13 protein-coding genes are annotated in these 13,748 nt (G+C 62.8%); 5 read left to right on the top strand and 8 right to left on the bottom strand.

Annotated elements, in window-relative coordinates; all coding sequences use genetic code 11:
* Positions 1-7: 7 nt before the first annotated feature.
* Entirely contained in the window at positions 8-145 is a 138-nt protein-coding gene (locus tag FXB41_RS07160; RefSeq protein ID WP_007593333.1) for a hypothetical protein, read from the bottom strand.
* Between the two features lie 280 nt (positions 146-425).
* Here FXB41_RS07160 and FXB41_RS07165 point away from each other — a divergent pair, with 280 nt between their 5' ends.
* Positions 426-1,757: an Hsp70 family protein gene (locus FXB41_RS07165; protein ID WP_219680890.1), complete on the top strand. Its 1,332-nt coding sequence runs from the start codon at positions 426-428 to the stop codon at positions 1,755-1,757.
* Positions 1,758-1,984: 227 nt separating this feature from the next.
* On the opposite strand, the gene FXB41_RS07170 is transcribed toward FXB41_RS07165, so the two are convergent.
* The 3 genes from FXB41_RS07170 to pcaB form a co-directional block, all read right to left on the bottom strand.
* The gene (locus FXB41_RS07170; RefSeq protein ID WP_007593330.1) at positions 1,985-2,428 is read right to left on the bottom strand and encodes an SRPBCC family protein; all 444 of its coding nucleotides are present in this window, start codon (positions 2,426-2,428) and stop codon (positions 1,985-1,987) included.
* 263 nt (positions 2,429-2,691) lie between these two features.
* Positions 2,692-3,681, bottom strand: coding sequence for a Bug family tripartite tricarboxylate transporter substrate binding protein (locus tag FXB41_RS07175; protein ID WP_219680898.1), 990 nt, complete (start codon positions 3,679-3,681; stop codon positions 2,692-2,694).
* A gap of 6 nt (positions 3,682-3,687) precedes the next feature.
* A complete protein-coding gene (pcaB, locus tag FXB41_RS07180) occupies positions 3,688-5,091 on the bottom strand; it encodes a 3-carboxy-cis,cis-muconate cycloisomerase (RefSeq protein ID WP_219680901.1) in 1,404 nt (467 codons plus the stop codon).
* A gap of 673 nt (positions 5,092-5,764) precedes the next feature.
* Between pcaB and FXB41_RS07185 the strand changes: the two genes are divergently transcribed.
* The 3 genes from FXB41_RS07185 (at position 5,765) to FXB41_RS07195 (ending at position 6,594) form a co-directional block, all read left to right on the top strand.
* Entirely contained in the window at positions 5,765-5,974 is a 210-nt protein-coding gene (locus FXB41_RS07185; protein WP_007593324.1) for a cold-shock protein, read from the top strand.
* Between the two features lie 98 nt (positions 5,975-6,072).
* The gene (locus FXB41_RS07190; protein WP_007593322.1) at positions 6,073-6,315 is read left to right on the top strand and encodes a hypothetical protein; all 243 of its coding nucleotides are present in this window, start codon (positions 6,073-6,075) and stop codon (positions 6,313-6,315) included.
* A 54-nt stretch (positions 6,316-6,369) separates the two neighbouring features.
* Complete coding sequence (locus tag FXB41_RS07195) at positions 6,370-6,594, top strand: hypothetical protein (protein WP_007593316.1); 225 nt, start codon at positions 6,370-6,372, stop codon at positions 6,592-6,594.
* Between the two features lie 65 nt (positions 6,595-6,659).
* On the opposite strand, the gene FXB41_RS07200 is transcribed toward FXB41_RS07195, so the two are convergent.
* The 4 genes from FXB41_RS07200 to FXB41_RS07215 form a co-directional block, all read right to left on the bottom strand.
* Entirely contained in the window at positions 6,660-6,842 is a 183-nt protein-coding gene (locus FXB41_RS07200) for a hypothetical protein (protein WP_007593314.1), read from the bottom strand.
* A 375-nt stretch (positions 6,843-7,217) separates the two neighbouring features.
* Complete coding sequence (gene frc / locus FXB41_RS07205; RefSeq protein WP_007593311.1) at positions 7,218-8,495, bottom strand: formyl-CoA transferase; 1,278 nt, start codon at positions 8,493-8,495, stop codon at positions 7,218-7,220.
* Positions 8,496-8,649: 154 nt separating this feature from the next.
* On the bottom strand, positions 8,650-10,383 hold the full coding sequence (oxc, locus tag FXB41_RS07210; protein ID WP_219680904.1) for an oxalyl-CoA decarboxylase: 1,734 nt from the start codon (positions 10,381-10,383) through the stop codon (positions 8,650-8,652).
* 78 nt (positions 10,384-10,461) lie between these two features.
* Positions 10,462-11,154, bottom strand: coding sequence for a GntR family transcriptional regulator (locus tag FXB41_RS07215; RefSeq protein ID WP_197031202.1), 693 nt, complete (start codon positions 11,152-11,154; stop codon positions 10,462-10,464).
* A gap of 348 nt (positions 11,155-11,502) precedes the next feature.
* Between FXB41_RS07215 and FXB41_RS07220 the strand changes: the two genes are divergently transcribed.
* Positions 11,503-13,632 (top strand): acetate--CoA ligase family protein, encoded by a 2,130-nt coding sequence (locus FXB41_RS07220; RefSeq protein ID WP_219680907.1) that lies wholly within the window; start codon positions 11,503-11,505, stop codon positions 13,630-13,632.
* Positions 13,633-13,748 lie beyond the last annotated feature (116 nt).

The following is a 13,748-nucleotide window of genomic DNA, read 5'->3' on the forward strand; positions in this document are numbered from 1 at the left end:
GGCCGGCTTACAGGCCGAAGCGCGGCAGGTCGCCATTGTGATTCGAGATCTCGGCGCTCGCCATCAGGAGGCGGTCGATCGTGGCCATCAAGCGGGCGAACAGCGAGGAGGAGGGCGCGAGAGCGACGGAAGCGGTCTTGGACATCGAAAATCCCTTTCTTGAGACGGTCAGTGCTGCTGTCTCATTTCGAAGGGCAACCTATGTATACCAGATGCCAATGTCTATGCATGCCATTGCATAGCAGCATTTAGTGTACCGCATTGCAGCATAATAATCCGTTAAATGGGCCGATTTGAGCGGGGATATGCCCAAACCCCGCCGAAACTGAACCATTTGACCGTCGATGTCCAAAAACGGAGTCTTGGCAGCGGCACACGAAGCCGCTAGTGGTCTGCCCCCTTCCAATCATCTGTCAGAGTGGTTCATGTCGAGCGCCTCGCCCGCCGTCTCGATCGGCATCGATTTTGGGACCAGCAACACGGTCGTGGCCCTTGCGGCGGACGACCGCCGGGTCGAGGCCATCCGCTTCGACCATGGTGGACAGCGCCACAGCGTCTTCGTATCGGCGCTGTGCTTCTGGGAGGATCGGCCGGGAGCCGGCGCCCAGGCCGAAGGCGGCCCGTGGGCGATCGAGCAGTTCCTGGAAGGACGGCATGTCTACCGCTTCCTCCAGTCGTTCAAGACCTTCGCCGCGAGCTCCAGCTTCAACACCACCCAGGTGTTCCGGCAGCGCTACAAGTTCGAGGACATTTTGGCGGCGTTCCTGCGGACGCTGGCGCGCCATGGCGGCGATAAATTCGGCTTCGAGACGTCCACCATCACGGTCGGTCGCCCCGTCCGCTTCGCCGGCGGCAATCCTGACGAGGCGCTCGCGATGCAGCGCTACCGGGCCGCGTTCGAGCGCCTTGGCGCCGGCCACGCGCGCTATGTCTACGAACCCGTGGGCGCAGCGTTCTCCTTCGCTCGCCGCCTGGAGCGGGATGCGACCGTGCTGGTTGCGGATTTCGGCGGCGGTACCAGCGATTTCTCCGTGATGCGGTTCTCGCGTGCCGGCGGCGCCTTGCGCGCCGAACCGCTCGGCCATGCCGGCATCGGGATTGCGGGCGACACCTTCGATTACCGCATCGTCGATCACGTCGTCTCGCCGCGGCTAGGCAAGGGCTCGAGCTTCCGCTCGTTCGACAAGGTGCTGCCGATCCCCACCGGCCACTACACCAACCTCGCGCGCTGGCATCAGCTCGCGATGATGAAGAGCAACGGCGACCTGCGCGAACTCCGGGAGCTTGCGCGCACCGCGGTGAAGCCGACTCTGCTCGAGGATTTCATCACCATCGTCGATCTCGACCTCGGCTTTTCGTTGTACCGCGCGGTATCCGACGCCAAGGTCGCGCTGTCGGCGCAGGATCAGGTGGAGTTCCGCTTCAAAGGCGGCGGGGTCGACATTGGCGCGACCATCACGCGGAAGAATTTCGAAGCCTGGATTGCCGACGATATCGCGAGGCTCGGGGCCACCGTCGACAAGGTGCTTGGCGAAGCCGGCATCACCGCGCGCGAGATCGAAAAGGTGTTTCTGACCGGCGGCACGTCCTTCGTGCCGGCCGTTCGAAAACTGTTCGCCGAGCGGTTCGGCAACGAACGGCTGATGTCGGGCGATCAGTTCGAGTCGATCGCCTACGGCCTTGCTTTGATCGGACATAGCCCGGATCCGGACCGCTGGACCGCAAGCGGCGGGGTTGCGCCGAAGGCAGGGGCGTAGGCTCGCTGAGATGACACTCGATCGCTGGTTCCCGTCGTGAGCTGGCCATCGCACTTGGCGACCGTTTCGGCGGCCCATCCTTCGAGACGCCCGCCTTTGGCGGGCCCTCAGGATGAGGTCGGAGTATGTGGCCGCAGTCTCGACGAGCGCTGTTGCCGCTAGCCTCATCTTGAGGAGACCGCGGAGCGGTCGTCTCGAAGGACGAGGCGCTCGCTCTACCTCAGACGCTATTGCTTGATCTCAGGCTCGACGAGCTTCGCCAGATTGCGCAGCGATTCCTGCCAGCCGAGATAACAAGCCTCCGGCGGAATGACGTCGGGGATGCCGGCCTGCGTGATATCCAGCTCAGTGCCGACGGATACCTTCTTCAGGATCACGGTGACCTGGATTTCGCCGGGCAGATTGGGGTCGTCGAACCTGTCGGTGTAGCGGAGACGTTCGCCGGGAACGAGCTCGAGATATTCGCCGCCGAAGGCGTGGCTGTTGCCCGTCGTGAAGTTACGGAACGACATCTTGAACGTACCCCCGACCTTCGGCTCGAAATGATGGACCGTGCAGGTGAAGCCGTTCGGCGGAAGCCATTTCGCCAGCGCATCCGCCTCCAGGAAGGCGCGATAGACTTTCTCCGGGCTGGTCGTGAGAACGCGGTGCAGGCGGACAGTGCTGGGCATGATCATCTTCCTCATGAATCGCCGGGCTCGACGTCAGCGTCTATTGCCCATTCATGTCTAGATGACGGATCAGATACCGCCGATCCGACAGGGCGTCTCGATTTTTTTTGATGGATGATTGGCAGACTGCCGCCACGTCGTGCGGCGTCATGGCGAATGCGAGATTGTAGCCGGGGATCGTCGGATTGTTCCGCCCGCCTGCGGCTGATGCGCCGACGGCGAAAGCTGGCCGGCGATCACGCGCTCAACTGCATCGGTTGCACTTATTGATCGAGTCGAATCTGCGCGGTTTTGACGATGTCCTGCCAGCGCGCGATCTCTTCGGTCATCCGCCGCTTGAGCGGTTCGGGGCCTCGCTGGTCCGGCGGTGGCAGGATCAAGCCTACCAGTTCGAGCCGTCTCCGCACGCCGTCATCGTCGAGCGCTGCGCGAAGCGCGTCCGAGAACCGGTCGCGAATGGCGTCAGGCGCGCCTTTCGGCAGGTAGAACGCGAACCAGCTCGATGCGACAAACTGTGGAAGCCCTGCTTCCCTGGCCGTCGGTGTGTCCGGCAATTGCGGAACCCGCGCTGCGGCCGAAACGGTCAGGAAACGCAGATTGTTGTCACCCAGGAAGGGAAGAACGTCGCCCAACAATCCACAACTGAAGTCGCTGCGGCCGGCGATCAGGTCGGTCATCGCCAGTGCTGATCCCCGATATGGCACCTCGACCGGCTTGAATCCGATCACGGAGGTGAACAGCAGACAGCTGATGTGGCTGATCGAACCGACACCCGCATGGGCCAAGGTGAGGTCCGGGCCGCGCGCCTTGGCGATCGCGATGAACGACGCCATGCTGTCCGCGCCAAGGTCGCGGCGAGCGACGACGAGGATCGGCGTTTCCGCGACCAGGCCAATCGGCGTGAAATCAACCAGCGGGTCGTAACGCAGATTCGGATACAGCGCGACCGATGCCGCATGCGTCCCGACGTGACCGCTGACGAGCGTATAACCGTCGGGCGCGCTTTTTGCGACGCGCGCTGAGCCGGTCGTGCCGCCCGCCCCGGCGATGTTCTCGACAATGATCGGCTGCCCGAGTTTTCGCGACATGTGTTCGGACACGATCCGGCTCATCACGTCATTCGGGCCGCCAGCCGCGAACGGGACGATCAACGTGATCGGCCGTGATGGGAAGGGCGACTCGGCATGTGCCGCATTCAACATTGACAGCATCGCAGCTGCGAGGAGGGCCGTATGCTTGCGTTTCAGAATCATATGGCCTCACTCCGCATCAGGGGCGTCGTCTTGCGCAGCACTGGCCGGTCGATCGGCACAGGCCGCGAGGACACGATCGACCTCACGGGCGGACAGGCCGATGTATCGAGCCGGGTCCGCAGCCGCCTCGATCTCATGCAGGGCGATGTGGGCCGTCACGGCCGGATCGCGCGAAAGGCTCTGGGCCAATGTCAGGCCCGAAGCGATCGCGTGCGTGCATGCCGCGCTCACCATCTCGTGCGCATGATGGCGCCCGACGTGTGGAGCCAGCGCCATCATGACGGCCTCGGCGGCGATGAGACCCTGTGTCCGCCCGAGATTGGCCTGCATCGCATCGGGTCTGACGACCAGTCCGCCGCAGAGGCGAACAGCGTTGTCCAAGGCCCGGGAGACCAGTACGAATGCTTCCGGCAGCAGCGACCATTCGGCCTGCCACGGTCCCGTCGCCCGTTCATGGTCGTGGACCGAAGCGTCGAGCATGGCGCTCGCGAGCCGGCGCAACGACAGTCCGGTGCTGAGAATCTGCTCACAGATGATTGGGTTGCGCTTGTGCGGCATGGTGCTGGAGGCGCCGTGGCCCTGGCCGCCTGGCTCCAGCACTTCGCCGACCTCAGTCTGCGCCATCAACACGACATCGGTCGCGATCTTGCTCAAGGTCGCGGAGATCAGCCCAAGCAGGCAAACCGTCTCGGCCAAACTATCGCGCGCGGCGTGCCATGCCACCAGAGGTTCGCCGAGTTCGAGTTCGCTGGCCAACGCAGCGCGGACGCTGTCGCCATTGTCGCCGAGTGATGCGAAAGTGCCGACCGCACCGCCGAACTGGACCTGGAGGACTCTTGGTTTGAGTTCGGCGAGACGTTGCCTGTGGCGCAGCAGGCCCGACAGCCAGACGGAAACCTTGAATCCGAAGGTGATCGGAATCGCGTGTTGAAGTTTCGTCCTGCCGACCATGGGCGTATCGCGGTGGGTACGCGCCAGATCCGCAAGCGTCGATATCAGGCGCTCCAGATCGCGGTGGATGAGCTCGAGCGCGTCGCGGATCTGCACCACGAGCGCGGTGTCCATGATGTCCTGACTCGTGGCGCCCCAATGGACGAATTCGCCATGGGGGTTGCCGGTGAGTCGGATCAACTGCTCGACCAGATTCACGACCGGCAAACCAGCGCGCAAAGTTCCCGCCGCCAATTCGTCGAGGTCGAGTAGTTCAGCACGTGCAGCGGAGGCGATCGCAGCAGCAGCCTCGGCAGGAATCACACCGAGCTGCGCTTGAACCTTCGCCAGCGCGACCTCGACCAGAAGCATGGACTCAAGCGAATTGCGCTCACCGAACATGGTGCGCATCGGGGCGGTGCTGAAAATATCGGCGAGGTGGCGGCTGCTGAAGACCGTTCCGGGCTCGAAACTCAGCATGGCCGTATCGCGATCATGGATGAGCGAACGCGCGCGCGTTCAAACCAGTCGGCAAGCCTCAATCCGAGCTCATGAATGGCGACTCTTACCTTGCGGGCGTATGGCGACGTCTGAGTAAAAAATAGCCGCATCGGTCGGTATCGGTCCCTCCGTCGTCGCGCTCCATTGCGCGCCGTACGGCTTGGCATCGATCAAGCCTAGATTACCCCCTCGTTTTGTAAAAATGCATTATTGCGATACATGCGTTCTGAATTGGAGAACGCGTCGAGCGCCCCCAAAATACTCTGAATTCGGATATTGCAAACCGTGATCGGGTTGGGTTGCAGATCGTCGCCGAGAAAATCAGAGCCGCTACGAAAGCTTCATCGGGCGCGATCTGGTCTCCGTGCGGCGGAGCCGACGCATGTGGCGCTCGGCAGCCCTCCCAGAGCAGCTGGCGCCGAACGATGAGTGCTCGGCAGCGTGGCGTCATGTCCCTAGCCGGGCTCCCGAGGCGTTAAATTCGGTCAAGCCTTGCAAATGGTGAGGATGAGGTATACGTTGAGGCTGTTCGTTCAGCCGCTGTGCCTTGTTGAATGCGCCCGCGGGCTCCTTTTCCATAGACATCGACGAATAGAATTTGTTCTGCGTGACGATCACGCGGAACCTGCGCGTATGCGCTTTGGAGAAGAAAATGACGACAGGTACTGTGAAGTGGTTTAACGGCCAGAAGGGTTTTGGATTCATTCAGCCGAACGACGGCGGCAACGATGTGTTCGTTCACATCAGCGCGGTCGAGCGGGCTGGTCTTGCAGGTCTCGCTGAAGGCCAAAAGGTCAACTTCGAGCTCAAGACCGACAAGATGCGGGGCAAGGTCAGCGCTGAGAATCTCTCGCTGGCCTAAAGCCTTGGTGCCGTTTCACGGATGTACTGAAACGGCCATGCCACCCGCTCGATCCCAGGATTGAGCGGGTTTTTGTCCGTTGCAGAGCAGGGTGAATAATGAGCGCCAAGAGACCGGCCGAACCGTCACCCGAAAGCATCGCGCGTACTAACCGTCAGCGTTTGGCCGCTGAGGAAGGCGCTCGGGCGATGGTGGATGTTGGAAAGCAAGCCGTCGATGTTCGCAAGAACATGGCGCGGCTTCGAGAGCTGCGCGAAGCCAAGGAAGCGGCAGACGCCGCCCTTCAGGCATCGTTGCCCGCGGCCACTCCGACGAAGCGCAAGAAGAAGGTGACGCCATAGCTGCCTTCCATTGCGCCAACGACAATTCGGAGAGGGCCGATCACATGCCAAAGAGTGCGGATCGTGCCTAGAATCAAGTCGGATGGCGGTGGCACCATCACCTTCTTTCTCGCGCTTGGCGCAGGACGACAGATGTGCCGTCTTGCGACGACGTTCCTGACGCAGAAGCAGGCTTTCAGTTATCTTCGCAAGAACCGGACCGAGTTAGAGCGCATGGCGCGGGCGCAGCTCGCTTCCGGGGCAGTTGAAGACGGAATCGTCGTGCTCTCGATGCTGTAGATCAGGCGGATTTCGGCGCCCCCGCTTCAGCGGAATTCGCCGTCGGAGCCTGGTACCGTCCGCGCTTATTCGGAACGGCTTCCCGGCTTCGCTTCGCGGGCCAATCGCTCCGCTTTCAGCCGTTCGCGATTTTCGTTGAAGGAGTTCTGGTCCTTCGCATAATCATTGATCGGCTTCTGCGTTGTCGCAGGCTTGAACGCCTTGTTGGCTTCACGCTTGGCGCGATCAGAGGATTGATCTTTCGACATTTAAGCCCTCAATTTGATCAAAGAGCGTGGTCCTGGCGAGTGCCGGACGCGACGCCACCCGTGCCCGAACTGAAAGGCCGACTTGCCATCCTCGGAAGCGAAGGCGACCAGTTCTTCAGCGTGGGGCAGGGTCTTTGCGAGGCGTGCTGCACTCGCTGTGGAGATGGCATGCTGGCATTTCCGGGCATGCTCTCATTCCCGGGAGCACGCCGGTCGAGGGAGCAACGGCCGGCCGCCGCGTCTGTTCCTCGCGAACCAATCTTTAATCCAGCCTTCGCGGCGCGGCAAGCGTGCCGATCGTGCGATGCAGCCCCTTCGGCGTCAACAAAAAGGCCGCCGAAGCCGGCGGCCTTTCGCGTCGTGAGATGAGCCCGCTTACTCGGCGGCCTGCTTTTGCGGCGGATCGAGCGCGCCGGACTTGTGGATATCGGCGACCTGATGGTCCGAGAAGCCAAGCACGGTGCGCAGGATCTCGTCGGTGTGCTCGCCGAGCAGCGGGGAGCGCTCCACATCGCTGGGGGAGTCCGACAGCTTGATCGGGTTGCCGACCGAGATGTACTTGCCGCGGGTGGGGTGGTCGACCTCAACCACGGTGCCGGTCGCGCGCAGCGACTGGTCCTCGGCGATCTCCTTCATCGACAGGATCGGGCCGCAGGGGATGTCGTCCTTGTTGAGGATTTCCATCGCCTCGAACTTCGTCTTCGTCATCGTCCACTGTTCGATGCGGCCGAAGATCTCGTTCAGGCGCGGCAGGCGGACGGCCGGCTTGGCGTAGTTCGGATCGGTCTTCCAGGAGGGCTCACCGATCACGTCGCAGATCTTCTCCCAGACCGGGGCCTGGGTGATGAAGTAGATGTAGGCGTTGGGATCGGTCTCCCAGCCCTTGCACTTCAGGATGCGGCCGGGCTGGCCGCCGCCGGAATCGTTGCCGGCACGCGGCACGGCATCGCCGAACGGAATGCCTTCGCCGAACTGGCTGTATTCCTTGAGCGGGCCGTGGGCGAGGCGCTGCTGGTCGCGCAGCTTGACGCGCGCGAGGTTGAGCACGCCGTCTTGCATCGCAGCCGTCACCTTCTGGCCCTTGCCGGAATGGGTGCGGTGATAGAGTGCGGTGACGATGCCGAGCGCCAGATGCAGACCGGTGCCGCTGTCGCCGATCTGCGCGCCGGTGACCAGCGGCAGGCCGTCGCGGAAGCCGGTGGTGGAGGCGGCGCCGCCGGTGCACTGTGCGACGTTCTCATAAACCTTGCAGTCTTCGTACGGTCCGGGGCCAAAGCCCTTGATCGAGGCGACGATCATCTTCGGGTTGATCGCCTGGATCTTCTCCCAGGGGAAGCCCATTCGGTCGAGCACGCCGGGGCCGAAGTTCTCGACCAGCACGTCGCACTTCTTGATGAGCTCGGTGAGGACTTCCTTGCCCTTGGGGTTCTTGGTGTCGAGCGTGATCGAGCGCTTGTTGTGGTTGAGCATGGTGAAATACAGGCTGTCCACGTTCGGGATGTCCTGCAGCTGGCCGCGGGTGATGTCACCCACGCCCGGGCGCTCTACCTTGATCACGTCGGCGCCGAACCAAGCGAGCAACTGCGTGCAGGTCGGCCCGGACTGGACGTGGGTGAAGTCGAGAATGCGAACGCCCTCGAGCGCTTTTGTCATCGTGTTGCTCCTGTTTCTCTTCTGTTTCCGTCATGCCCGCGAAGGCGGGCATCCATTATTCGCTGAAGGTTCAGTTGGGCCTCAGTGCTCGCCTCAAGGATGATCTGGCGATTACTGGATTCCCCGCCTGCGCGGGGAATGACCCGGCGGCTGGTTACTTCTTCTTCTGCAGAACGCTCTGCGGATTGAGGTTGCCGATGCGGCCGCTCTCGGAACCGGCGGCCGGATCGATCACGGCGTTGATGAGCGTCGGCTTGCCCGAGGCCATGGCTTCGTTGACGGCGCGCTTGAGCTCGTCCGGTGAGGTGGCGTTGACGCCGACACCGCCGAAGGCTTCCATCATCTTGTCGTAGCGGGCGCCCTTGACGAACACCGTCGTCGCCGGATCGGCATTGGCGCCGTTGACGTCGGTGCCGCGATAGATGCCGTCATTGTTGAAGATGACGACGCAGATCGGCAAATTGTAGCGGCAGATGGTCTCCACTTCCATGCCGGAGAAGCCGAAGGCCGAGTCGCCTTCCACCGCGAGCACGGGATGGCCGGTCTCGAGCGTAGCCGCGATCGCCTGGCCCATGCCGATGCCCATCACGCCCCAGGTGCCGACGTCGAGACGCTTGCGTGGGCGATACATGTCGATGACGCCGCGGGCGAGGTCGAGCGTGTTGGCGCCCTCGTTGACGAGGATCGCCTCGGGATGATCCTTGATGACGTTCTTCAGCACGCCGAGCGCGCCGTGATAGTCCATCGGCGATTTGTTGTTCATGAGCTTCGGCGCCATCTTGGCGACGTTCTCTTCGCGCTTGGTCGAAATCGCCTTGGTCCATTCGACCGGCGGCGCGGTCCAGCCCGACGCCATCGCCTGGTTGAAGGCGGAAACGACCGAGCCGATGTCGCCGACGACGGGCGCGACGATCTCGACGTTGGAGTCCATCTCGCGCGGTTCGATGTCGACCTGGATGAACTTCTTGGGCGCTTCGCCCCAGTTCTTGCCCTTACCGTGCGAGAGCAGCCAGTTCAGTCGGGCGCCGATCAGCAGCACGACGTCGGATTCCTTCAGCACCGTCGAACGGGCGGCGCCTGCGCACTGCGGATGCGTGTCGGAGAGGAGGCCCTTGGCCATGCTCATCGGCAGGAAGGGAATGCCGCTCTTCTCGACGAAGGTCTTGATCTCCTCGTCGGCCTGCGCGTAGGCCGCGCCCTTGCCGAGGATGATGAGCGGACGTTTTGCGCCCTTCAAAACATCAAGCGCGCGCTTGATCGAAGCGGGCGAGGGGATCTGCGCGGGAGCCGCGTCGATCACCTTGACCAGCGACTTCCGGCCGGCATCGGCGTTCATCACCTGGCCGAACAGCTTTGCCGGCAGGTCGAGATAGACGCCGCCCGGACGGCCGGAGACGGCGGCACGGATGGCACGGGCAAGACCGATGCCGATGTCCTGGGCGTGCAGCACGCGATAGGCTGCCTTGCACAGCGGCTTGGCGATCGCCAGCTGGTCCATTTCTTCGTAGTCGCCCTGCTGGAGGTCGACGATCTCGCGCTCGGAGGAGCCTGAGATCAGGATCATCGGGTAGCAGTTGGTGGTGGCGTGCGCGAGCGCGGTGAGACCGTTGAGGAAGCCGGGAGCGGAGACGGTGAGGCAGATGCCGGGCTTCTTGGTGAGGTAGCCGGCGATGCCCGCCGCATAGCCGGCGTTCTGCTCGTGGCGGAACGAGATCATGCGAATACCGGCCGCCTGGGCCATGCGGCCCAAATCCGTGATCGGGATGCCCGGCACATTGTAGATGGTGTTGATGCCGTTCAGCTTGAGCGCGTCGATGACGAGATGAAAGCCATCCGTCAATTCCTGCTCGGTGCCCGGTGCTTCGGACTTGGTCGCGGTATTCAGCATGGGCCTTGTCTCCCTGGTCTCAAGATGCCGTTTCAGGCTTTAGGGGCGATGCCTCGCCCTTCTGGTGAACGTTGCTGGCTAGAAGAGTTCCTGACCATGCGCTTCGACGTAAGCGGCAAGGCCAAGGGTGTGATCGCGGGCGCGCTTCTCGGCGAGCTCGGTATCGCGCGCCTCCAAGGCTTCGATCATGCCGAGATGCTCGGGGAGCGACGTCGCGGTACGGTCCTTGCGTCCGATGGTCAATTGCCGATAGCCACGCACGTGCAGCAGCAAGTCGTTGGTGAGATCGACCAGCACCGGTGATTCCGACAGCGAGATCAGCGCCTGGTGGAAGGCGATGTTGGCGCGCGAATATTCCTCGACGTGATCCTCGGGCAGGCGGTCTTTACCAAAATCCTTGAAGTAGTCGCGCAGCGCCGTGATGTCTTTCTTTCGCGCTGTGGCGGTGATGAGGCGGGCCGCCATGCTCTCCAGCGCCGCCCAGGCGCGGATCATGTCGACGATCTCGCTCTTGGTCCTCCGCACCACCATGATGCCGCGGCGCGGGACCGTCTTCACGAAGCCGTCCTGCTCGAGCATCGCGATGGCTTCGCGGATCGGCGTGCGGCTCACACCCAGGCGCTCGGACAACGCCCGCTCGTCGAGCATCACCGGCTCGGGTGTCGAGTAGATGTCCATCTTGAGGATGGCTTCCTTCAAGGCGTCATACGCCTTGTTCTTGAAGCTCGACTCCGGGGCAATACGAACGATTGCGATATCTGCCTCGGCCATGTTCGGCAACGCCTTGGTTGGTTTCCGCAGTGACACGACGAATCTCCTCCAGTGGGAGTCGCCTTTTACAGGATTATTAACGGGAAAGTTTTTGGCATACCAAATACCAGAATGTCAAGCTGCCTATTTTTTGCAGCGTTCTAAGGTGCGCTGCAGCTTGACAAGATGGCTTCTGGCATACCAAATGCCATCGCCAGCCATTTTTGATCCAAGCCGGCGGAGTAATCTCGGCTTTATGCCACTCCGTTCCGCGACATGGAACAGAGCGCGGCGAATGGAAAGCATCACGGGCAGCCGCAACACGCGCGCGCTTTGAGAACGCAAGAACCAAGGTCAAGGGAGAGCCACATGTCCAATTCCAAAGATGCCGTCCGCAAGGTGCTTGACCAGGTCAAGGCGGACAAGCGCACCAGCCTGACCGCGCCGGAAGGCAAGCTGGTCTGCGACGCCTACGGCATTCCAGTGCCGAAGGAGGGTGTGGCGAAATCGGCCGGCGAGGCCGGCAAAATGGCCGCCTCGATGGGCTTTCCGGTGGTGATGAAGATCGTCTCGCCGGACATTCTCCACAAGACCGAAGCCGGCGGCGTCATCGTCGGCCTCAAGACGGCCGAAGACGCCGAGAAGGCCTACGAGACGATCCTGTCCAACGCCAGGAAGTACAAGTCCGACGCCAAGATCGAGGGCGTCCAGGTGCAGCAGATGCTGGCCGGCGGCACCGAAGTGATCGTCGGGTCGATCACCGATGCCTCGTTCGGCAAGCTGGTTGCCTTCGGCCTCGGCGGCGTGCTGGTCGAAGTCCTGAAGGACATCACCTTCCGCCTCGCGCCCGCGACCAAACAAGACGCGCTGTCGATGCTCGACGGCATCCAGGCGCATGAGATTTTGAAGGGCGTTCGCGGCGGCGAGCCGGTGAACCGCACCGCGCTTGCGGATGTCATCGTCAAGGTCTCGCAGCTCGTCACCGATTTCCCCGAGATCGTCGAGCTCGATCTCAACCCGGTGTTCGCGACGGCCAAGGACGCGATCGCGGCCGACGTCCGCATCGTCGTCGACTTCGCTTACATGCCCAAGCCGAAGCCGCGCCCGACCGAAGAGATCGTCGCGGCCATGAGCCGCATCATGCAGCCGAAGGCGGTTGCCGTGGTCGGCGCTTCGGCCGAAGACGGCAAGATCGGCAATTCCGTGATGAAGAACCTCATCAACGGCGGCTACAAGGGCGACATCTACCCGATTCATCCCAAGGCCGCCGAGATCCTCGGCTACAAGGCCTATAAGAGCGTCAAGGACGTGCCCGGCGTGATCGACACCGCAGTGTTCGCCATTCCCGCGAAGTTCGTCGCCGCGGCGCTCACCGAATGCGGCGAGAAGAAAATTCCCGGCGCGGTCTTGATCCCGTCCGGTTTCGCGGAAGCCGGCGCGCCGGAGCTGCAGGCCGAGATCGTCGAAGTCGGCAAGAAGTACGACATCCGCCTGATGGGCCCGAACATCTACGGCTTCTATTATACGCCTGCCAATCTCTGCGCGACCTTCTGCACCGCCTATGACGTCAAGGGCCACGCGGCGCTGTCCTCGCAGTCGGGCGGCATCGGCATGGCCATCATCGGCTTCTCGCGTTCGGCCAAGATGGGCGTGTCCGCGATCGTCGGCCTCGGCAACAAGTCCGATATCGACGAGGACGATCTGCTCGCCTTCTTCGAGCAGGATCCGAACACCAACCTGATCGCGCAGCACTGCGAAGACCTCAAGGACGGCCGCGCCTTTGCGGAAGCGGCAAAGCGCGTCTCCAGGAAAAAACCGGTCATCGTGCTCAAGGCCGGCCGCACCTCGGCCGGCGCGAAGGCGGCCTCGTCGCACACCGGCGCGCTCGCCGGCAACGACAAGATCTACGAGGACGTCCTCGCGCAGTCCGGCGTGATCCGCGCCCGTTCGCTGCGGCAGCTGCTCGAATTCGCGCGCGGCGTGCCGGTGCTGCCGACGCCGAAGGGCGAGAACGTGCTGATCATCACCGGCGCCGGCGGCTCGGGCGTGCTGCTGTCGGACTCCTGCGTCGACAACGGCCTCTCGCTGATGTCGATGCCGGCAGATCTCGATGCTGCCTTCCGCAAGTTCATCCCGCCGTTTGGCGCGGCCGGAAATCCCGTGGACATCACCGGAGGCGAGCCGCCGATCACCTACGTCAACACGGTGAAGCTCGGCCTGACGGATGAGCGCATCCACTCGCTGATCCTCGGCTACTGGCACACCATCGTCACGCCGCCGATGGTGTTCGCCCGCAACATGGTCGAGGTGAAGAAGGAGATGGAGGCCAAGGGCTTCGTGAAGCCGATCGTCGCCTCGCTCGCCGGCGACGTCGAGGTCGAGGAGGCCGCCGAATATCTCTACCAGAACGGCATCCCGGCCTATGCGTATTCGACCGAGCTGCCGGTCGAAGTCCTCGGCGCCAAGTACAAATGGGCGCGCGGAGCAGGGCTGCTCTGAGGCTGCCTTCGCCTCTCCCCGCCTGCGGGGAGAGGCCGGAATTTGCACAGCAAATTCCGGGTGAGGGGCACTCTCCACAAGTCCGTCTCTCACCGTATTCGCGGAGATAGCCCCTC

Source organism: Bradyrhizobium canariense (genome assembly GCF_019402665.1).
GTDB classification, from domain to species: Bacteria; Pseudomonadota; Alphaproteobacteria; order Rhizobiales; family Xanthobacteraceae; genus Bradyrhizobium; species Bradyrhizobium canariense.

Bases quoted from the DNA above. Each gene is read 5' to 3' on its own strand.
- FXB41_RS07160 (WP_007593333.1), bottom strand. From the start codon at position 145: ATGTCCAAGACCGCTTCCGTCGCTCTCGCGCCCTCCTCCTCGCTGTTC.
- FXB41_RS07165 (WP_219680890.1), top strand. From the start codon at position 426: ATGTCGAGCGCCTCGCCCGCCGTCTCGATCGGCATCGATTTTGGGACC.
- FXB41_RS07170 (WP_007593330.1), bottom strand. From the start codon at position 2,428: ATGCCCAGCACTGTCCGCCTGCACCGCGTTCTCACGACCAGCCCGGAG.
- FXB41_RS07175 (WP_219680898.1), bottom strand. From the start codon at position 3,681: ATGATTCTGAAACGCAAGCATACGGCCCTCCTCGCAGCTGCGATGCTG.
- pcaB (WP_219680901.1), bottom strand. From the start codon at position 5,091: ATGCTGAGTTTCGAGCCCGGAACGGTCTTCAGCAGCCGCCACCTCGCC.
- FXB41_RS07185 (WP_007593324.1), top strand. From the start codon at position 5,765: ATGACGACAGGTACTGTGAAGTGGTTTAACGGCCAGAAGGGTTTTGGA.
- FXB41_RS07190 (WP_007593322.1), top strand. From the start codon at position 6,073: ATGAGCGCCAAGAGACCGGCCGAACCGTCACCCGAAAGCATCGCGCGT.
- FXB41_RS07200 (WP_007593314.1), bottom strand. From the start codon at position 6,842: ATGTCGAAAGATCAATCCTCTGATCGCGCCAAGCGTGAAGCCAACAAG.
- frc (WP_007593311.1), bottom strand. From the start codon at position 8,495: ATGACAAAAGCGCTCGAGGGCGTTCGCATTCTCGACTTCACCCACGTC.
- oxc (WP_219680904.1), bottom strand. From the start codon at position 10,383: ATGCTGAATACCGCGACCAAGTCCGAAGCACCGGGCACCGAGCAGGAA.
- FXB41_RS07215 (WP_197031202.1), bottom strand. From the start codon at position 11,154: ATGGCCGAGGCAGATATCGCAATCGTTCGTATTGCCCCGGAGTCGAGC.
- FXB41_RS07220 (WP_219680907.1), top strand. From the start codon at position 11,503: ATGTCCAATTCCAAAGATGCCGTCCGCAAGGTGCTTGACCAGGTCAAG.